Origin of the sequence: Enterobacter sp. JBIWA003, assembly GCF_019968825.1 — a bacterium.
Classification (GTDB): domain Bacteria; phylum Pseudomonadota; class Gammaproteobacteria; order Enterobacterales; family Enterobacteriaceae; genus Enterobacter; species Enterobacter quasiroggenkampii.
This window is the reverse complement of the sequence record NZ_CP074170.1, coordinates 2,705,421-2,725,913: the sequence shown is the minus strand read 5'-3', so window position 1 is coordinate 2,725,913 and position 20,493 is coordinate 2,705,421. Positions and strand designations below refer to the sequence as shown.

The window sequence follows — 20,493 nt, the reverse complement described above, 5'->3', positions numbered from 1 at the left end:
TCCAGAGTAGGCTGACACGTTTCGTGCCTGTGCCCTGTTTTGCTTTCTGTATCAGTTTATTTTGCCACAAGCTCAGCATGTTCGCCTAATGGGCACCATGCTATATGAACGTTAAACGCACGATCCGACATCTCCACCAGGTGAATAAATTTCAGTTATGATTGTGACGCTTAGCGAAAAAGGAGAAGACATGCATTCAATCGCCAGACGTACGGCAGCAGGTGCGGCCATTTTACTGATTATGCCTTTGGCCGTATGGCTTTCCGGGTGGATGTGGCAGCCCGGGCAGAACGCCACGTGGTTGAAAACGTTATACTGGATTACGGAAACGGTCACCCAGCCCTGGGGAATTATTACCCACGTTCTCCTCTGCGCCTGGTTTCTGTGGTGCCTGCGCTTTCGTCTGCGCGCGGCGCTGATGCTCTTTGCGATCCTCGGTGGCGCTATCCTTATCGGTCAGGGCGTAAAATCCTGGGTGAAAGATCGCGTTCAGGAGCCGCGTCCTTTTGTCGTCTGGCTGGAAAAAACGCACCATGTTCCGGTGGATGAGTTCTACACTTTAAAGCGTAAAGATCGCGGCGCGCTGGTCAAAGAACAGCTTGCGGAACAGCAGGATATCCCGAAATTCTTGCGAAAACACTGGCAGAAAGAGACCGGGTTCGCGTTTCCTTCTGGCCATACCATGTTTGCCGCCAGCTGGGCGCTGCTGGGGGTTGGGCTGCTTTGGCCAAGACGCCGTACGGTCACCATCGTGATTCTGCTGGTCTGGGCGACGGCGGTCATGGGCAGCCGCTTACTGCTTGGGATGCACTGGCCACGGGATCTGGTTGTTGCCACGCTCATCTCGTGGCTGCTGGTAATGCTGGCGACCTGGCTGGCTGAACGATTCTGCGGCCCGCTAACGCCACCGCCGGAAGAGAAAGAAGAAATAGCCGAAAGGGACCAAACGGACGCCTGACGGTTGATATTCCGCATTTTGCCCATAGATCCATGACGTGCGCGTCACTTTTTCCGTTTCGCGCCCGTCACTAAAATGGTAGTTTATAAGGCTGATTGCGTTAAGTTGAACACACTTTATTCGCTTGAACCACATAACGGGAAGTAATGTGAAATATTTACTCATTTTCTTACTGGTATTGGCGATTTTTGTCATTTCAGTCACATTGGGTGCACAAAACGATCAGCAGGTGACGTTTAACTATCTGCTGGCTCAGGGTGAATACCGTGTGTCGAGCCTGCTCGCGGTCTTATTTGCTGCAGGCTTTGCCATTGGCTGGCTGGTTTGCGGTTTGTTCTGGTTAAAAGTCCGTGTTTCGCTTGCGCGCGCAGAACGTAAAATCAAACGACTCGAACATCACATTGCGCCTGCGTCCGACATGCCGGAAAGCTCTGGCGTGCCGGTCGTGAAGGAATAATCGACGATGCTGGAGTTGTTGTTTCTGCTTTTGCCTGTCGCCGCAGCCTATGGCTGGTATATGGGCCGCAGAAGTGCGCAACAAACAAAACAGGATGAGGCCAACCGACTCTCCCGCGACTACGTTGCGGGGGTAAACTTCCTCCTGAGCAATCAGCAGGACAAAGCGGTGGACCTGTTCCTCGACATGCTGAAAGAGGATACGGGGACCGTTGAAGCGCATCTTACCCTGGGTAACCTGTTCCGCTCGCGCGGCGAGGTTGACCGCGCCATTCGTATTCACCAGACCCTGATGGAAAGCGCCTCGCTGACCTACGATCAACGACTCCTGGCCGTACAGCAGCTGGGACGAGATTACATGGCCGCGGGGTTGTACGATCGCGCTGAAGATATGTTTGCTCAACTGGTGGATGAAACAGATTTCCGCATCGGCGCGTTGCAGCAGCTCCTGCAGATATATCAGGCCACCAGCGACTGGCAAAAAGCCATTGATACGGCCGAACGTCTGGTGAAGCTGGGTAAAGATAAGCAGCGCGTTGAGATAGCCCATTTCTACTGTGAACTTGCCCTTCAGCAGATGGGCAACGACGACATGGATAAAGCCATGACGTTGCTGAAGAAAGGTGCCGCCGCGGACCGCAACAGCGCCCGTATCTCTATCATGATGGGGCGCGTCTTTATGGCGAATGGCGACTACGCCAAAGCCGTTGAAAGCCTGCTGCGGGTTATCGACCAGGACAAAGAGCTGGTCAGTGAAACGCTGGAGATGCTGCAAACCTGCTATCAACAGCTGGACAAGCAGGAAGAATGGGTGGCGTTCCTGCGTCGCTGCGTGGAAGAGAATACCGGCGCAACCGCGGAACTGATGCTCGCTGACGTTGTTGAGCAGTATGAGGGGGGCGACACCGCGCAGGTCTATATCACCCGACAGCTTCAGCGTCATCCGACGATGCGGGTCTTCCATAAGCTGATGGATTACCACCTGAACGACGCGGAAGAAGGGCGCGCCAAAGAGAGCCTGATGGTGCTGCGCGACATGGTTGGTGAACAGGTACGCAGCAAGCCGCGCTACCGTTGCCAGAAGTGTGGTTTTACCGCCTATACCCTCTACTGGCATTGTCCTTCATGCCGGGCCTGGTCAACCATCAAGCCAATCCGCGGCCTTGACGGGCAGTGATTTTTTAAAAGCCTTCATTTTAGTTACAACATACTGATAGCTTTTAGCACTTACTCAACACCGTGCGGTTTGCCAGCCTGGCAGGGACATAAATGGCTTCTGTCAATTTGCGGCGGCGGCAGGTAGAATGCTGGCCGTTTATCTGTTCCGCGCCGCTGCGCGCCCATAGACGAAAAGGGCTGGTCATGACGTCTGTTACATCCTCCACTTCCCGCGTAATTACGGATTCTCCTGTTGTTGTTGCGCTTGATTACAATAAGCGTGACGCTGCACTGGCGTTTGTCGAAGGTATCGACCCTCGCGACTGCCGTCTGAAAGTTGGCAAAGAGATGTTCACGCTGTTTGGACCGCAAATCGTTCGCGATCTGCAACAGCGCGGCTTTGACGTTTTCCTCGACCTCAAATTCCATGATATTCCGAATACCACGGCCCACGCCGTTGCTGCAGCCGCAGAGCTGGGTGTATGGATGGTCAACGTCCATGCGTCGGGTGGGGCAAGAATGATGACCGCCGCCCGTGAGGCGCTCCTGCCGTTCGGTAAGGACGCGCCGTTGCTGATCGCCGTCACCGTGCTGACCAGTATGGACGAAAGTGATTTACGCGACCTCGGCGTGACGTTGTCACCTGCGGAACATGCTGAACGTCTCGCGCGTCTGACGCAGCAGTGCGGCCTGGATGGTGTTGTCTGCTCCGCGCAGGAAGCGGTACGTTTCAAATCAGCACTGGGCCAGGATTTTAAACTCGTCACGCCAGGGATTCGCCCTGCGGGCAGCGATGTGGGCGATCAGCGCCGCATTATGACGCCTGAGCAGGCGCTGGCAGCGGGCGTTGACTATATGGTTATCGGGCGTCCGGTGACGCAGTCTGCAAACCCGGCTGAGACGCTTAAGGCTATCAATGCATCGCTGAACAAGGGGGCGTAATGACCGATTCCAACAGCCGTCTGGTCTACTCAACCGATTCCGGGCGGATAGACGAACCGAAAGCCAAAGTGGAGCGTCCAAAGGGAGACGGTATCGTTCGGATTCAGCGTCAAACCAGCGGACGTAAGGGGAAAGGGGTCTGCCTTATCTCCGGCATTGATCTGGATGATGCAGAACTGACTAAGCTGGCTGCCGAGCTGAAAAAGAAATGTGGCTGCGGCGGTGCCGTAAAGGACGGGATTATTGAAATCCAGGGTGATAAACGTGATTTAATAAAATCACTGCTGGAAGCCAAAGGCATGAAAGTTAAACTGGCAGGCGGCTAAAATAAATGAGCCACGGCAAATGCCGTGGCTCGTGTTGTATACGTGCGTATGTCAGACCTGAAATGCGTTTAAATATCGCAATATCGAGGAAGGCTTAGATAATAATTATTTGCCAACCTGGTGACCGATAATACCACCGACAGCAGCGCCACCTAATGTACCCAGCGTACTACCATCCGTTAATACTGCACCACCGAGAGCACCGGCACCGGCACCAATCGCGGTGTTACGGTCACGTTTAGACCAGTTAGAGCATGCGCTCAGGGACATTGCTACAGTGATTGCCAGAACAGCGGCGGCTAATTTTTTGCTGGTTAAGGTCATAATACTTTCTCCTGAATTATCGATTCACGGAAAGATGTACACGTTAAGTATAGACGAATCGAATACTTAATTCTTTTCCCCGTGAAAGCTGGTCGCGCAGGCGTTACTTCATCACGCAGGTGATAGTCACTTCCTGTTATATCGCTAACAGTAATTTTACGACTTTAGGGCAGGTTATACAGGTAAAAACTCTTAAAGCAGGGTTAAGAATCATCTCAGAGAAAGAACATGCGCGCCCGAAATTCGGGCGCGGAGGGAAATCAGGCGCTGGTTTCAATAATATTGACGAGCAGACCGCTCTCTTCGAGTTTATTGCGATGCGCTTCGCTCAAACGGTCATCGGTAATCACGCGGCTAAAGCGTGAAGCGGGACCCATCGTGTAAGGATGAACGGCACCAAATTTAGAGCTGTCGGTGAGCACAATGGCTTCGCACTCTTTTTCCAGTACGGCATTGACCACGTCAGAGCGCATCATATCCCGGCCGGTAAAACCTGTCTCCGGCTGCCAGCCGTCAATCCCGATAAAGGCCTTACTGAAATGAACCTGCTGGACGTACTGACGGGTCAGCGGGCCAACCATGCTTTCGCTTTTTTTCTGATAAATACCGCCCAGCAGAATCACCTCGCAGCGCGTCTCTTTAAGCAGATGCGCGATATAGCTACTGACGGTGATGATGGTAACGTCTTTTTGATCGGCAAGTGTTCGCGCCAGAAGGGCATTACTGCTGCCGTTTTCAATAAAGACGGTCTCACCGTTGTTCACCAGGGAGGCAGCAAATTCCGCCAGTTCACGTTTGAGCGCGTAGTTGTTCATCATGCGCGTCTCAACGTCATCACTGTCCAGCGGGACCGCATAGCCGTGCGCGCGACGCAGGTAGCTCTGTTTTTCCAGCAGATTAAGATCCTGACGGATGGTGACTTCAGAAACGCCAGTGGTTTTCGCGAGATCGACTACGCTTACGCGTCCCTGATCGATGACCATCTGCAAAATGAGTTGTTGTCGGGAATTCATAGCATCCATTTAATAAAGCGAAACGAGGTCGGAAACGGTGGGCGTTAAACTTCCCACGGCGCTTTTGGCTGTCTGTTTTCGGGCGCAGCGTCAGCACCATGCTGAGCAAGAAGTTCAGACTTCAGGATCTCAAGATTACGGATAGCAGAGTGATAATCGCCCGCCACCAGGATATCCAGCACGGTATCAATTCGTTGTGCTACAGCTTGTGCGTCAATCGTAGACATAATCTCACCCCAGGCGCGAAAAGTTAATATTTTCAATGATGCAGAAATTGGGTTCAAAAGAGAAGGGAAAAAATGCAATAACTAAATTACATAAACGGAAGTGATAAAATTATTCCCCCTCATACAGCGGGCTTATTGAGTGGATTAGTCTAAAACTGCGCGCAACGCGCTTTTTTATAGGAGGAAGTAGACTATGACAGTTATCAATCAGCCTACCTGTACACTGTTTACCGATACTGAACGGTTCACCCAGCTGTCAGGGTATTACGAGGCGGAGCGACATACCGTCTGGATGATGTTACGGGCTCAGCCACGGCCTTGCTTCAACCATGCGTTGATAGAGGAGATCATGAATTTTTCATGGCTCGTCCGCCAGTCTGGTTTTGCGGTTGATTTTTGGGTGACCGGATCGCTGGTTCCCGAAATGTATAACGCGGGAGGTGACCTGCAGTTCTTCGTTGAGTGCATTCAACACGGTCGACGTGAAGCATTACGGGCCTATGCGCGCGCCTGCGTTGATTGCGTGCATGCGGCCTCACGGGGATTTGATACGGGGGCCATCTCACTGGCCATGGTCGAAGGCAGCGCGTTAGGAGGTGGGTTTGAGGCCGCTCTTGCGCACCATTTCGTTCTGGCTCAGCGCGATGCCCGTTTAGGTTTCCCCGAAATTGCCTTTAACCTGTTTCCGGGCATGGGGGGATATTCCCTGGTTGCACGCCGTTCAGGCATGAAGCTGGCAGAGGAGCTCATCTACAAAGGGGAATCCCATACGGCGGAATGGTACGAACAGCACGGCCTGGTGGATCTCCTGTTTGAACCCGGACAAAGCTATGTCTCCACCCGAACCTTCATCGACACGCTACGGCCAAAACTGAATGGCGTGAGGGCGATGCTGCGCGCCCGGACGCGCGTTCTGCAATTGCCGCGCAGTGAACTGATGGACATCACGGAGGACTGGGTAGACGCGGCTTTCTGCCTTGAACCGAAAGATATCGCCTATATGGAGCGTCTGGTGATGCTGCAAAACCGCCATCACGCGGCGGGCTTGCGTAAAGCCAGTTAATGCTGTTTTCGCGCCTGATAGCGTTTTAGCCATCGCTCGAATGCGGCAGCGGGCATCGGCTTAGCAAACAGAAAACCCTGCCGTTCGTTGACGCCGTTCTTGGTCAGAAAGGCGTCTTCTTTTGCATTTTCGACCCCTTCGGCAATCACCTGCAGGTTTAACGCCTGCGCCACCGCGACGATGGCGCGCACCAGTGACTGGGAGATGGACTGCTTATGAATATCCCTGACAAACGATTGATCGAGTTTTATGGCGTCAATAGGGAAGCGGGCCAGCTGCGAAAGGGAGGAGTAGCCGGTACCAAAATCGTCGAGATGAATTTGCGCCCCCAGCCTGCTGAACTGCTGGATCACGGAGAGCGCCAGCTCTTCGTTCTCGATAAGACAGCTTTCGGTTAATTCGACGTCCACCGGGCAGTATTCAAAGTTAAGATCCTTCAGCGCCTGCTTTAAGTCACTAAAGATAGTCTGGTCGGCCAGCTGACGCGCAGAGACGTTCACGGCCACGCGCAGGTTTATTCCCTTATCGCGCCATTTTGCCACCTGGCGAACCACATCGAGCATCACCCAGCGGCCCAGCGGCACGATCAACCCCGACTCCTCGGCATAAGAGATAAACTCCAGCGGTGGGATCAAACCGCGTTCGGGTGATTGCCAGCGGACCAGCGCTTCCAGGCTTCTGACCTCGCCGCGCCAGGTGATTTTTGGCTGGTAGTGGATCAGGAGCTGATCGTTATCCAGCGCTTTACGCAGGTTGGTATCCAGCCAGAGATACTCAAACACGCGTTGGTTCATCTCGGGCGAGAAGACGCAGAACTTGCCCCGGCCGTTCTCTTTGGCGGTGTACATGGCGGTATCGGCGTTACGAATGACGCTTTCCCGGTCGTTGCCATGCTGCGGGGCGAGGGCGATGCCCAGGGAACAGCCGGTGTAAATTTCAATCAGACCGATTCGGAACGGCTGGCGCAGGCGGGTTAAAATGCGCGACGCCATCGCTTCCAGAGAGCCCTGAGAGGTATTGGTGGCCATGACGATAAACTCATCACCGCCAAGTCGTGCCAGCACCTGTTGCTCATCCAGACAACTCAAAATGGCGAGCGCGACAGCCTGTAACAGCTGATCGCCAAACATATGCCCGTAAGCGTCGTTGACCTTTTTAAAGTTGTCCAGATCGAGATATACCACGCCAACCTGCGTGTCGCCGCGGTGAGTGATGGCGTCAGAAATCAGGTCATGGATTGCATTGCGGTTTGGCAAGCCAGTGATGGTATCGGTATTGGCCAGCACGCGCAGCCGTTCCTGAGCGCGGCGTTCCTCGGTAATATCGGTACCGGAACAGATAAGGAAAATTTCATTTTTACCGCTGCCGCTGTGAACGAATTTGTTTCTGAACAGAAACAGTCGTTGCCCTTTACGCGTTTTGATCCAGCGCTCGACTTCGTAGGAACTGCCGTTGCGGAAGAAACCGGAAATATTGCGCTTTGAGGCTGCCGCTTCGCTTCGGCTCATAAACAGCTTAAACACGTTCTGGCCAATCACTTCCTGCTCTTTCAGGCCGGTATATTCTTCGCTTAGTCGGTTAAAGCGCTGAATATTGCCGTTCTGATCGAGGATCACAATGACGGAGTTAGCCTCTGAAACGACCTGTTCCGCGAAAGAGAGTCCCTGAGCCAGGTCGCGCGCCACGGAGGGGGTATCATGCCAGGCGGAAGCGGTACCGGCCCACTCGTTACGCGTAATTTTCCGCCCAACAAGGTGAACCGGGAGGTCTTCCCCGAATAACGAGAGCGTCATGGAAATGCTGGAGGTAATCACAGTTAAGTGACGGATAAGGTCGGCCTGATCGTCGTCCAGCGCAATCACCTGAGTGACATCGGCATTTTCACTGGCGGCAAGGTGCAGAGCATTGCTGTCAGCTGACAAACGCCACCATGGGCTGTGAGTCCCCATGTAGCGAAACAGCAAATTCTGCTCCAGATCGTCCATCATGTTTTCTCCCGCAGCTGTTCATTAGCGCACAAATTATTCATTTGCAGTCGACTTTTCCGTTGAGAAACAGCGGTAAAACCGAAGTGAACTTATTGTTTTTCCCTGATTTCTGATAATAAAACGAGTCAGGTTAAAAAGGATACTGGGCGTATAAAAATTCACGTAACCGAATATAACAACACTCTTTTACTGTAGATAATTATGGCGAATTTGGGCGAAGGGAGACTGAAAATAGTAAGAAAAAATAATGCTTTTGTGGCGGAGGTAAAAAGAAAAATTGTCGGCCCTTCCGGAAAGGAAATGACCGACAATTGAACAGGTTATCAGGCGACAGGACGCGCGATAATACTGCGGGTTTCCATACGGACTTCAGCAATGGTGACGTCAATCACGTCGGTGACTTTGTAAACTGTTTCACCTTTAATTTGCACCGTACCGTTTTCCTGACTACAGACCATTTCATCGCGCACAGCATGCAGGAATGGCGCAGGAATAAACGCGACAGCACCGTTATCGACCAGACGGACGCGCATCCCTCCGCGGCTGATATCGATGATTTCTGCGGCGAAACGGGTATCCGTACCGGCTTTATCCTGCAGGAAGCGTGCGTACAGCCAGTCGCCAACATCACGTTCCGCCATGCGGTTCAGACGACGGCGATCGGCCATCTGCAGCGTGGTGTCCTCCTGAGGACGGGCAACGGTTTCGCCTTTGATAATCGCTTTCAGCAAACGGTGGTTAACCATATCGCCATACTTACGGATCGGTGACGTCCAGGTCGCGTAGGCTTCGAGGCCGAGACCAAAGTGCGGGCCAGGCTCGGTGCTAATTTCTGCGAAGGACTGGAAGCGACGAATGCGGCTGTCCAGGAAGCCCGATGGCTGCGCGTCCAGTTCGCGGCGAAGCTTGCAGAAGCCCGGCAGCGTGAGCACTTCTTCCGGATCGACGTGCACGTCGTGATTCTTCAGCAGGGCTGCCAGCGCTTCGGTATTCGCCGGATCAAAGCCGGTATGGACGTTGTAAATGCCAAAGCCCAGCTTGTCGCGCAGCACGCGTGCGGCACAGATGTTGGCGGAGATCATCGCCTCTTCAACGATGCGGTTCGCAATGCGTCGCGGTTCGGCCACGATATCCAGCACTTCGCCTTTCTCACCCAGAACAAAGCGATAATCCGGGCGATCTTTGAACACCAGCGCATGGGTTTGACGCCACTCGCCGCGGTTCAGACAGATGCGATGCAGCAGACGGATCTGCGCGGCAATGGCGTCTGATTCAGGTTTCCAGCTACCGGTATTTTCCAGCCAGTCGGAGACGTTATCGTAGGCCAGCTTGGCTTTCGACTCGATGGTGGCGGCAAAGAACTCGATATCGTCTTCAATCGCGCCATCCGCAGCAATGGTCATGCGGCAGGCAAGGACCGGACGCACTTCATTCGGACGCAGCGAGCAGAGATCGTCTGACAATTCGCGCGGCAGCATTGGGATGTTGAAGCCCGGCAGGTAGTTCGTGAACGCACGGATTTTCGCCGTTTCGTCAAGCTTGCTGCCTTCAACAATCCAGGCGGTGGGATCGGCAATGGCAACGGTCAGGTGCAGTTTACCGTCGGCACTCTCTTCAGCGTACAGCGCATCGTCCATATCTTCGGTGCTGGCGCTGTCGATGGTGACAAACTCCAGCGCGGTAAGATCGCGACGCGTCAGACCTTCGTCCTGCATCTCGGTTGCCACGCCGTTCGGCGCTTCTTTTTCAAGATTGTGGCGTGCCAGCGTGACCCACCATGGCACGAAATGATCGGCGCCAAAGGTAATGAACTGGGTCAGTTCCGCATAGAAACCGCGATCGCCTTTCAGAGGATGACGGCGCATTTCTGCTACGGCCCAGTCACCTTCTTTAAAATCATGCTCAACACCACGGGCGGCGCGGCAGGGAATGGCATCTTTCAGCAGAGGATGATCCGGCACGATAGAAAGGCGATCGTCTTTTCGCTGCACCTTACCTACAAAACGGGTCAGGAACGGTTCGATCAGTTCTTCCGGTTCGGCGGACTCGCGATCCTTCTCGGTATGAATGACGGCCATGACGCGATCGCCATGCATCACTTTCTTCATCTGCGGTGGCGGAATGAAGTAGCTTTTCTGCGCGTCAACTTCAAGGAAGCCAAAGCCCTTTTCCGTGGCTTTTACGACCCCTTCTGCACGCGGCGTCTGGGAATGCAGTTGCTGTTTAAGCTGCGCTAGCAGCGGGTTGTCCTGAAACATAATGTTCTATTTTCGTAGCCATTGAGCGGCTGACAGTTTTACGCGATTCTCACTGTCTCAGCAAGCGGTCTTTGGGTAATGAGTGTGGTTATTCCTCTTTACCAAACGCCACTTTCAGACGATTGAGCCAGCCATCAAACGCACTTTGGGTAAGCAGCGTGATGGCATATTCGCCCTGGAGTCCTTGATCCGTGAGCGGGGTAAACTGCGCGGCGCTGAAGCGGTCCGGAGAGCGGGTCAGCAGTTCGACCGCTGCCGAAAGTGCGGGGGAGGTCTGCGGGATCTCCGCGCGGCTGTTTAACAGGATTTCTCCGGTCAGGTCGAGCAGCGTCGGCTCATGACAAAGCACCGGCGTCAACGCCTCGAGCGCGGGTTCGGCCTGCCAGCGGGACAGGGATTCCAGCTGATGCGCATTCGCGTAGCGCAGCTCGACGACGGGTAAAAGCGGCATCCACGCATCGTGGCTCGCGGGAAGCGTGTGCGGCTGAATATGGTGCCCCGGCAACCAGCGAACAGGATGTCCCAACAGGGCCTGAAAAATCGCGACCACGCGCGCCTGAAAACCGATAAAGCCGATAATCTGGTTAATCACCACGATGTCGTACGTGGACAGGCCCACCTCATCAAGCTGGTTCCGGGCTTTATCATCAATGACATCAGGTGAGCTGGCGAGCTGGCGGGCATACTGGGTGATTTGCGCCAGGCGGCGGTTGCTTTCGCGCGAGGAGTCCGGGCCGGGAAGCGGGGCAAGGAGGGCGGCGTAGTGGTTACAGAGCCGCTGAACGCCGCAGGCCTGCGCGACCGTTAACGCGGTACTGAGCCGATCGTAAGCGCTGAGCGTATGCAGTCGGTTCACGGGAATTGAGAGTGGAAACAGCTGGTGGCATAAGGCTCTGGCAGGAGTAAGCCAGCCAGAACAGGCGGCGACAATCTCATCAGGCAGGGCTAAATCGAGCAAAAAACGATCGTCGACGTTAGCGGCTTCGGGCACCAGGGGCAGAACATCCGTCTGCGCGTGGTTTGACTGGGTTTCATGATACCAGTGGCCTTTGCCGGAAAAACGGCGTTGTTCCATGTGCGTTCCTTGATCTCAAAATGGCGATCAATATCCTGGCGTAAGGCAGATAAAGGGAAAAATATTGTTAGGTGATAACAAATAGCAGAACGGAATAACGAAGGGGGGACGCGGGGGGAAATACTCTCTTCCCGGGCGGGAAGAGAGTCACAGCTTATTTAATTTCCAGCTCGTTCATTGCAGCGATGTTGAAGCCGCCGTCAACGTGAACCACTTCGCCGGAGATACCTGCGGAAAGGTCAGAGCACAGGAATGCTGCAGAGTTACCCACATCTTCAATGGTAACAGTACGACGAATCGGGGTAACCGCTTCGCAGTGCGCCAGCATTTTACGGAAATCTTTAATACCGGAAGCGGCCAGGGTGCGGATAGGACCCGCAGAGATGGCGTTAACACGCACGCCTTCAGGACCCATTGCGTTCGCCATGTAGCGTACGTTGGCTTCCAGAGACGCTTTAGCCAGACCCATAACGTTGTAGTTAGGGATAGCACGTTCAGCGCCCAGGTAGGACAGGGTCAGCAGGGCTGCGCCCGGGTTCAGCATCGCGCGGCAGGATTTCGCCATCGCAACGAAGCTGTAGGAGCTGATGTCGTGCGCGATTTTGAAGCCATCACGGGTTACCGCGTTCACGTAGTCGCCGTCCAGCTGGTCGCCAGGAGCGAAGCCGATGGAGTGAACGAAACCGTCGAATTTCGGCCATGCTTTTGCCAGTTCAGCAAACATGCCGTCGATGCTTTCGTCTTGTGCAACGTCACATTCCAGAACAATGCTGGAACCCAGCTGCGCGGCAAACTCTTCAACACGGCCTTTCAGCTTGTCGTTCTGGTAGGTGAACGCCAGCTCAGCGCCTTCGCGATGCATTGCCTGTGCGATGCCGTATGCGATGGACAGTTTGCTGGCAACGCCAGTCACCAGAATGCGCTTACCGGAAAGAAAACCCATAGCTTTAATCCTTATATTCATTGCTTATTTTGCCTTGTAATTCATAGCGTTACAGGCAGTATTTCAAAATCATTCGAAATTAGCTCGAAATTATAGCCCACTCACAGCCCCTTGTGTCACGATATTTCTCGCACTTCTCCGAAGTCGCATGTCCCGAAGAATGCGTCGCTGACACGCGGGGGCGCGAAATTTCAGCATTCGTCCAGTATATCACCCGGCAACAGCTTCGCCTCATCCAACCAGCGAGGAGGCGCGATCCCGCAAGGGTGTTCACGCTTTCCTGATGTTGCCGATGAATCGCGCAATAACGATAAAGAAAACCGGTACGAAGAAGATCGCGAGAAGCGTACCGCTAATCATGCCGCCAAATACGCCGGTACCGATGGCATGCTGCGTACTGTCGCTTGCACCACTGGCCAGCATCAGAGGAACAACCCCTAAGGTAAAGGCTAACGACGTCATCATAATGGGGCGCAGGCGCTGACTGGCGGCATGAATGGTCGCCGCCAGCAGGGGTTGCCCTTCGCGATGCAGCTGCCTGGCAAACTCCACAATCAGAATGGCGTTCTTGGCCGACAGGCCGATAAGCGTAATCAGACCGACCTTAAAGAACACGTCATTGGTCATACCGGCAACAAACACCGCTATCACCGCGCCGATAAGGCCAAGTGGAACAACCAGCATGACCGCAAAAGGAATAGACCAGCTCTCATACAGGGCGGCGAGCACCATAAACACGACCAGTATCGACAGGGCGATCAGGCCCGGAAGCTGCGATTCCGATTTTTTCTCCTGCAACGAACTCCCGGCCCACTCACCCGCCATGCCCTGAGGCAGGCTCCTGGACAAACCCTCCATGATCTTCATTGCGGTGCCGCTGGATACGCCTGACGCCGCACTTCCGGTAATCCGTATAGCAGAATAACCCTGGTAGCGCGTCAACTGCTGCGGCGCAACGTTCCAGGAGATCGTCGCAAACGTTGATACCGGCACCATCTCACCCATCCGGTTTTTCACTGATAGTTTCAGTATCTGTTCAGGCTGCATTCGGTAGGGGGCATCGGCCTGCATAATCACCTGTTGAACGCGGCCGTTATTCGTATAGTCGTTGACGTAATTTGAGCCCAGGGTGACGGAAAGCGTCTGGTTGATTTCATCGAATGAGACGCCCATCGCTTCCGCCTTTTCCCGGTCAACCAGGAGCGCAAGGCTGGTTCCTTCCGGCAGACCGTCTATATAGACATCACTGAGTTCAGGGCGTTGATTAGCCTGAAGAACCAGCGCGTCGGCGGCCCTCTTTAGAGCCTCATAGCCCGCTCCCGCTCTGTCCTGAACGTACCAGGTGAAGCCCGAGGAGGTGCCCATATCCGAAATGGCCGGCGGGAGCAGGCTCATTGTGACGGCATCAGTGACGTTCGTCATGCTGGCCTGTATGTGGTCGGCTTCATCCTGAGCCGTCGAGCCCTGCCGATTTTTCCAGTCCTTCAGCGTGGTGAAGGCCATGGCCGAATTCGGTCCTGAACCTGAAAAGCCAAACCCCAGGATCGTAATGTTGCTTTCTATGTCCGGCCGGGCCGCAATTTCCGCTTCAAATTTTTTAACCACGTTGAGGGTGCGCTGCATCGTGGCATCAGAAGGCAGCTGAATAGAGGACATAAAGTAGCCCTGATCTTCATCCGGCAGAAAGGACGACGGTAGCGAAGACAATCCAACAAACAGCGCCGTGCAAAGCGCAACGTACAGGAGCAGCATACGTCCGCTTCGCTTCAGAACGGCACTCAGCCCGGCTTCGTAACAGACGGTGAGCAAACGGAAGCGCGCGTTAAACCTGGCCGCGAACCTTCCACTTCCGCTCTTTCCTGCCTTGTGCGGCTTGAGCAACGTTGCGCACAGGGCAGGCGTTAGCGTCAGGGCCAGAAACGCGGACAGCAGTATGGAGACCGCCATAGAAATACAAAATTGTCGATAGATAATCCCGACCGAACCCTCAGCAAACCCCATGGGGATAAAGACGGCAGTGAGCACCAGCGTGATCCCGATAATCGCCGGGGTGATCTCCTGCATGGCCTGCCGGGTAGCGTCCCGTGGCGAGAGGCTTTTTTCCGCCATCAGTCGTTCGACGTTCTCCACAACCACAATGGCATCATCAACGATAATCCCTATCGCCAGCACCATGCCGAACATCGTCAGAATATTGATGGAGTATCCGCTCAATAACATCACCGTGAAGGTGCCAAGAAGTGCGACGGGAGCAACAATCGCCGGGATAAGCGTACAGCGTATCTTATGCAGAAACAGAAACATCACCAGGAAGACCAGGACCATCGCTTCTACAAAGGTCTGAACCACCTTCATGATAGACAGTTTCACAAACGGCGCGGTATCGAAGGGAACCGTAAACGCCATTCCTTCCGGTAATACCCGGGAAAGCTCGTCGATGCGCGCGCGTACGCCTGAAGCCGTACTCATTGCGTTGGCACCCGGCGAGAGCTGGATTGCCGCAGCCGTTGCGGGCACGCCATTTTCGCGGATACCGAAAGCGTAACTTTGCAGGCCGGACTCAACGCGCGCGACGTCGGACAGTTTCAGCCTCGCGCCCGATGCATCTGATTTCAGGGTAATGTTTCTGAACGCCTCTACCGAAGTGAGTTGCCCCTTCACGGTGATGGGATATGTTACGCCTTGTCCCGCAGATGCTGGCTCATCTCCCGTTTTGCCGGGCGAAACCAGGGCATTTTGCTGGCCAACAGCAGTAAGCACATCGCTCACCGAAAGGCCGTAGCTGTGGAGCTTCATCGGATCCAGCCAGATACGCAGCGCTTTTTCGCCGCCAAACAGCTGAACTTTCCCTACGCCGGGCACGCGACGAAGCTCGTCACTGACGTTTCGGGCAAAATAGTCGCTTAAGTCGGCTTCCTCGAATTGACCGCTGGTGGACTTCAGCCCCACCATCATTAAAAATCCAGAGTTAGCGGCCTCGACGTTAATGCCGTTTTGTCTTACCGCCTGAGGAAGACGAGGCTCGACGATCTTTATCTGGTTCTGCAGATCCATCTGTGCCAGCTTGATGTCCGTGCCGGGTTTAAACGTGACGGTAATCGATGCCGAACCGGTTGTGTCGCTGGATGATTCGAAATAGAGCAAATTATCTACGCCAGAGATTTCGCGCTCGATTAACGAAATCACCGACGTATTCATGATATCGGGGCTGGCCCCCGGGTAACTGACGGAAATAATGATGCCTGGCGGAGCCACCGCCGGATACTGCGCAACCGGCAAACGAGGAATAGACAGGAGACCCGTCAGGACGATAAACAGCGCCACAACCCAGGCGAAAATGGGACGTTCGATAAAAAAATGAGGCATTGGGTTATTATTGTGCAAAAGAGTGAGGCAGAGACTCTACCGCGCACCTGTTTAGCGGAAGTGGGCGGTTTATGGAGGCCGTGTGGAGCAATGGCTCAGATCATTCTCATAATGAGGTACAGCGGTGCTCCACCAAAAAAAATGATCAAATAACATTCATAGTAAAAGATCAGATCCTCAATATCGGGTATCGCGTTTAACAGCACGGTGAACGTAATAATGAGATAAACAAAAATCACCATCAGCCAGAAGGCGATGATAAGTAGCTCAATGAACGCGCCGGCTTTATTTTGTATGACCAGAAAAATCACTGACAATGCGATGCAGCCATAGATAAGGGGTGAAGAGAGCAGCGTCGAGGCGACTTTCTCATCCATTCTGTGTACCAGCACCAGCCAGGTATAAAGTAATCCCCATGACAGCAGCAGAAACAGGGAATATATACCCAGTTTTTTAGGAGAAAAATATTTAGAAAGTTCCATGTTCATTATTTCAGCCAACTTCATAAAATCTTTAAGAAACAGTGGTAATTTGCAGCGCGCAATGCACAACGCGTTATGCCTCATTAGCGATTTTGAACGGACATTGTCGAGTCTTTATTGACTGAATGTGTAGGCTGTGTGGAGAAATAACCGGGCATTTAAATCAACCGGGAAATTTTCGTGACTACGGCACTTTTTCCCGGAGGCTGTGTCTTATTGTGCTCAAGATATCTGATAGCGTGCTTAAAGGGATTTCACCCGCGGAGATAATATGAACAAAAATACGCTGATCCTTGTTGTTGAAGATGAAGACGAAATCGCCGATATACTGATGAGCTACTTAGAGCGTTCGGGAATGAAAACGCTCAGGGCCAGGCAGGGCGAGCAGGCGATAACGCTCAATCGCCTCCATAAACCGGATCTCATCTTGCTGGACATTCACCTGCCCGTGTGTGACGGCTGGAGCGTGCTTACCACGCTTCGCCATGAAAGTGCTGTCCCCGTCATTATGGTTTCCGCTCTCGATCAGGACGTCGATAAACTTATGGGTCTGAGGCTCGGCGCGGATGATTACGTCATCAAACCCTTCAACCCTTCGGAAGTTGTCGCACGGGTTGAGGCGGTGCTACGTAGAACAAAGCCTGCGCTTCAGCAGGCGGGGGCTCTGCCGCTCAGAACGCCATTCATTACGGTCTATCCGGATGATTTCTACGTGGAGGTTACTGCGGGGCCCGAGGTTATCTCCCCGGTCTTAACGACGACCGAATTTAAATTGCTTTCTTACCTGGTGCGGTATCCGCGCAAGGTCTGTTCCCGTGAAGAGTTGCTCAACGCGTGTTTGCCGGAAGGCGATACGCTCGACAGAACCGTCGACAGCCATATGAGCAAGCTGCGAAAAAAACTGGAACAGGCCGGTCTTTATGGCGTTCCCGAGAGCATCAGGGGCATGGGTTACCGGCTTGGGGAAAAAAAATGAATAAAGAGTCTGTCCTGAGTCGTCAGATCTTAACGTATATGCTGTTGCTGACGTTTACGATAATTGCCATCGCCATACTGGGCTCCTGGTTTTTTTACTCCTTTATTCTGGATCATCTTCCCGGCGGCCCTGCTGCGGGTGATGACGAGCAGATGACGATGTGGGACTGGGTATGGATTGGGACCGCGACAACGATCAGCCTGATCATTGCCGTATTCTTTACGGTCAAACTTTCATCGCGAATACTCACCCCGCTAAACGCGGTCGCGTCCAGCCTGAAAAAAATTTCTCAGGGCGATCTGGACGCCAGGGCATTCTGTGCCAGTTCCAGGCTGGGAGAGATCAATCACCTGGTTACGGATTTCAATGAAATGGCAGAAAAGCTGCAAACGCTGGATATCCAGCGGAAATCCTGGAATGCTGCGATTGCACATGAACTCAGAACCCCGGTCACCATTTTACGCGGAAGGCTTCAGGGGCTGGTTGACGGGGTGTTTACCCCGGACCCGGTGCTGTTTAGTAACCTCCTCAAACAGACGGAAGGATTAACCCGTCTGATTGAAGATCTCCGGGTTATCAGTTCGGATGGCGGGGCAGGATACACGTTATACCAGGCCAGAACGGATCTGAAAGGGACAATACAGGACGCGCTCGATACCTTCATGCCCGAGTTCAACCGTAAGGCATTTACCGTCCATACTGAACTGAGGGAGCAGCAGTGCGTATTCGATCCCTTACGCATCAATCAGTGTCTGACCGTTTTATTTGACAATGCCTTACACTATTCCACTTCACGCAAGCTCACGGTAAAAAATGGTGTTTCGGATAAAGGCAATTTTATCCTGATTCAGGATGGGGGACCGGGTATTCCCAGGGAGTTTCATGACTTCCTGTTTCAGCCCTTTCAGCGCGATAACGGTGCCAGACAGTTGAACCCGGAAGGCTGTGGTTTGGGCTTGTCGGTGGTAAAAGCCATCATGCTGGCGCATGGTGGCGATGTTACCTATACCTTATCAACGCAAAACCACTCGATATTTAAACTCACCTGGCCCGACTCGTGAGCGTCAGCGGCAGGTCAAATGTGCCTGCCGGCGGTAAATGCCATATTTTTCCTAGCTTAGCATCCCATTCCTGTGGGGTAATCGACAGTTTACCGCGTCTCGGGCTTAAGGTTATTTCACTGAAATAGATTTCATCTTTTTTTAGCATGAGGTCAACGCGGCAGTAGTCAATGCCATCCGCCAACTCCTGGGATGCCAGCAACGCTTGTCGGAACAAGGCCGGTTCGCCTGGCGCCAACGGTGTATTCGGATATTCCATTTGAAAGGGTTGTAAGTTCCAGTACCTGTCGTAAACGTTGATGAAACCTTTGCCGCTGTCATCGGTAAAATCCGCTTCAACATAGTGGGCAACGCCATGAAAGCAATGGATCCTCAGCATTTCGGGCGCTGTGTTCCTGTCTGCATCATCGAAGAGATCGACAAACGGTTCGCAAAGTATTTTTGGCGTAATGTTTTTGTATTGCCATTCGCGCGTGGTGTAGTACATATTTTTCTTTAACGCGAGACTGAGTTTTTTACACGCTTCCCTGACGTTAAATTGCGCTTTGTTCGTACATATTATTGTGCTGCCACTGTCATGGTTGCACTTAAGGACGAATTTTTCAGGGAGCGTCGAAAAATCAATCTGGGACACCTTACTGTAGACGCCGAGTAATGGCACCGTTTTGACTCGCGTTGTTCTGGAGATTACGTATTCCCGAACGGCGAGTTTATCGGCAAGCAGGGTATAGACGTTATTGTGGTCATAAACCAGACGATGACATATTTTTTCACTCAATGTCGTGGGGGATTTAATGTCAGGGTGCTTCCCCGATTTTTTCTTGAGCCTCACAGTATGAAAGTACAGGTCTGTCATTAAAAATGAACGACATTTTCTGATGAGATACTCGGTATATTTGAGAATGTAAGTGGCGTTGTTCATTCCTTCTCCTCCGTAATGTCCGGATATTCTGGAGAAGAACTGTTGATGTATTTTGCTGAAAATATGGAGCAGCTGTGGAGATGAAAAAGTTAAGGATTAAACAGCGTATTAAGGCTATTTAATCCTTATTAAGCGGTGCAACGTTTGTTTACCGGTCTTTGCGCCACGCATCGGCTGTCAGTGCTTCACCAAAATGACCGGCTATCAGCCGTTTTGTCAGCTCGTGAAGCGGGGAGGCCATCACATCCGCCGTGCTGCCGCGCTCGACCACTTCACCCTGGTGCATAACCATCACCTGATCGCTGATGTGTTTCATCATCCCCAGATGCTGGGTGACGTAGATATACGAGATGCCCTGTTTTTCCTGCAGCTCCAGCATAAGGTTAATCAGCTGCGAACGCATCGACATATCCAGCGAGGCAAGCGCTTCGTCAGCAATAATCACTTTCGGGCGCAAAATCAACGCACGCGCCAGACCCAGACGCTGTTTCTGGCCGGGGGCCAGCATGTGTGGGTAGTAGCTTTCGTGATCCGGTAACAGCCCAACCATGCGCAGGGTTTCGAAGATACGCTTGCGGCGCGCCTCGGGTTCCAGGTCGGTGTTCAGACGCAGCGGAAAATCGAGGATCTGCGAAATGCGCTGGCGCGGATTGAGTGAGGTCGATGGATCCTGGAAGATCATACGAATGCGCTGGCTGCGGAAAGAGTAATCCCCGAACGTCAGAGGATGATCGTCAATCAATACTTCGCCAGCCGTAGGTTCAACCATGCCGGCAAGCATTTTCGCCAGGGTCGATTTCCCGGAACCGTTCTCGCCGATGATCGCCAGGGTCTGTTTTTCACGCAGGGTAAAGCTGAGCGGTTTTACCGCGTCGACAGTTTGACGATGAAACAGCCCCGTGCGGTAGCGAAAGGTCTTACTCAGGTTGCGGACTTCAAGCAAGGTTTCGACCAT

19 protein-coding genes are annotated in these 20,493 nt (G+C 53.2%); 8 read left to right on the top strand and 11 right to left on the bottom strand.

The window, feature by feature from the left end; genetic code table 11:
- The first annotated feature begins 190 nt into the window (after positions 1–190).
- From pgpB to yciH, 5 genes are all read left to right on the top strand, one after another.
- Entirely contained in the window at positions 191–958 is a 768-nt protein-coding gene (gene pgpB / locus KGP25_RS13075; RefSeq protein ID WP_048223612.1) for a phosphatidylglycerophosphatase B, read from the top strand.
- Between the two features lie 148 nt (positions 959–1,106).
- Positions 1,107–1,415, top strand: a complete 309-nt coding sequence (locus tag KGP25_RS13070) for a LapA family protein (protein ID WP_008501212.1) — start codon at positions 1,107–1,109, stop codon at positions 1,413–1,415.
- A gap of 6 nt (positions 1,416–1,421) precedes the next feature.
- Entirely contained in the window at positions 1,422–2,591 is a 1,170-nt protein-coding gene (lapB, locus tag KGP25_RS13065) for a lipopolysaccharide assembly protein LapB (RefSeq protein WP_063621868.1), read from the top strand.
- A gap of 185 nt (positions 2,592–2,776) precedes the next feature.
- On the top strand, positions 2,777–3,514 hold the full coding sequence (pyrF, locus tag KGP25_RS13060) for an orotidine-5'-phosphate decarboxylase (protein WP_223539070.1): 738 nt from the start codon (positions 2,777–2,779) through the stop codon (positions 3,512–3,514).
- The gene (gene yciH / locus KGP25_RS13055; protein ID WP_063145056.1) at positions 3,514–3,840 is read left to right on the top strand and encodes a stress response translation initiation inhibitor YciH; all 327 of its coding nucleotides are present in this window, start codon (positions 3,514–3,516) and stop codon (positions 3,838–3,840) included. The genes pyrF and yciH overlap by 1 nt, the downstream gene beginning before the upstream one ends.
- Before the next feature lie 105 nt (positions 3,841–3,945).
- Here the strand turns inward: yciH and osmB are convergent, their stop codons facing one another.
- From osmB to KGP25_RS13040, 3 genes are all read right to left on the bottom strand, one after another.
- Positions 3,946–4,164 carry an osmotically-inducible lipoprotein OsmB gene (osmB, locus tag KGP25_RS13050; RefSeq protein WP_008501216.1) on the bottom strand — a complete coding sequence of 73 codons (219 nt, stop codon included), beginning with the start codon at positions 4,162–4,164 and terminating at the stop codon, positions 3,946–3,948.
- Positions 4,165–4,424: 260 nt separating this feature from the next.
- Positions 4,425–5,177 (bottom strand): DNA-binding transcriptional regulator YciT, encoded by a 753-nt coding sequence (locus tag KGP25_RS13045; RefSeq protein WP_223539069.1) that lies wholly within the window; start codon positions 5,175–5,177, stop codon positions 4,425–4,427.
- 44 nt (positions 5,178–5,221) lie between these two features.
- A complete protein-coding gene (locus KGP25_RS13040) occupies positions 5,222–5,404 on the bottom strand; it encodes a hypothetical protein (RefSeq protein WP_045908883.1) in 183 nt (60 codons plus the stop codon).
- Between the two features lie 193 nt (positions 5,405–5,597).
- On the opposite strand from KGP25_RS13040, the gene KGP25_RS13035 reads away from it, so the two are divergent.
- Positions 5,598–6,467 carry a crotonase/enoyl-CoA hydratase family protein gene (locus tag KGP25_RS13035; protein WP_032674921.1) on the top strand — a complete coding sequence of 290 codons (870 nt, stop codon included), beginning with the start codon at positions 5,598–5,600 and terminating at the stop codon, positions 6,465–6,467.
- Here KGP25_RS13035 and pdeR read toward each other — a convergent pair.
- The 6 genes from pdeR to KGP25_RS13005 form a co-directional block, all read right to left on the bottom strand.
- Positions 6,464–8,455, bottom strand: coding sequence for a cyclic di-GMP phosphodiesterase (pdeR, locus tag KGP25_RS13030; RefSeq protein ID WP_196352916.1), 1,992 nt, complete (start codon positions 8,453–8,455; stop codon positions 6,464–6,466). The two genes, KGP25_RS13035 and pdeR, sit on opposite strands and share 4 nt — an antisense overlap.
- Before the next feature lie 323 nt (positions 8,456–8,778).
- On the bottom strand, positions 8,779–10,713 hold the full coding sequence (locus KGP25_RS13025) for an exoribonuclease II (protein WP_032647557.1): 1,935 nt from the start codon (positions 10,711–10,713) through the stop codon (positions 8,779–8,781).
- Positions 10,714–10,801: 88 nt separating this feature from the next.
- Positions 10,802–11,788: a CMD domain-containing protein gene (locus KGP25_RS13020; RefSeq protein ID WP_008501221.1), complete on the bottom strand. Its 987-nt coding sequence runs from the start codon at positions 11,786–11,788 to the stop codon at positions 10,802–10,804.
- 154 nt (positions 11,789–11,942) lie between these two features.
- A complete protein-coding gene (gene fabI, locus KGP25_RS13015; protein WP_003856831.1) occupies positions 11,943–12,731 on the bottom strand; it encodes an enoyl-ACP reductase FabI in 789 nt (262 codons plus the stop codon).
- A 270-nt stretch (positions 12,732–13,001) separates the two neighbouring features.
- Positions 13,002–16,097 carry a multidrug efflux RND transporter permease subunit gene (locus tag KGP25_RS13010; RefSeq protein ID WP_223539068.1) on the bottom strand — a complete coding sequence of 1,032 codons (3,096 nt, stop codon included), beginning with the start codon at positions 16,095–16,097 and terminating at the stop codon, positions 13,002–13,004.
- 95 nt (positions 16,098–16,192) lie between these two features.
- Positions 16,193–16,603 (bottom strand): transporter, encoded by a 411-nt coding sequence (locus KGP25_RS13005; RefSeq protein WP_084833526.1) that lies wholly within the window; start codon positions 16,601–16,603, stop codon positions 16,193–16,195.
- 247 nt (positions 16,604–16,850) lie between these two features.
- Here KGP25_RS13005 and KGP25_RS13000 point away from each other — a divergent pair, with 247 nt between their 5' ends.
- Together KGP25_RS13000 and KGP25_RS12995 are read left to right on the top strand one after the other, a co-directional pair.
- Complete coding sequence (locus KGP25_RS13000; RefSeq protein ID WP_223539067.1) at positions 16,851–17,555, top strand: response regulator; 705 nt, start codon at positions 16,851–16,853, stop codon at positions 17,553–17,555.
- On the top strand, positions 17,552–18,616 hold the full coding sequence (locus tag KGP25_RS12995) for an ATP-binding protein (RefSeq protein ID WP_063621858.1): 1,065 nt from the start codon (positions 17,552–17,554) through the stop codon (positions 18,614–18,616). Before KGP25_RS13000 ends, KGP25_RS12995 begins: the two co-directional genes overlap by 4 nt.
- Here the strand turns inward: KGP25_RS12995 and KGP25_RS12990 are convergent.
- Both KGP25_RS12990 and sapF read right to left on the bottom strand, forming a co-directional pair.
- Complete coding sequence (locus KGP25_RS12990) at positions 18,597–19,538, bottom strand: ATP-grasp fold amidoligase family protein (RefSeq protein WP_223539066.1); 942 nt, start codon at positions 19,536–19,538, stop codon at positions 18,597–18,599. The two genes, KGP25_RS12995 and KGP25_RS12990, sit on opposite strands and share 20 nt — an antisense overlap.
- A 148-nt stretch (positions 19,539–19,686) precedes the next feature.
- The gene (sapF, locus tag KGP25_RS12985; protein ID WP_008501227.1) at positions 19,687–20,493 is read right to left on the bottom strand and encodes a putrescine export ABC transporter ATP-binding protein SapF; all 807 of its coding nucleotides are present in this window, start codon (positions 20,491–20,493) and stop codon (positions 19,687–19,689) included.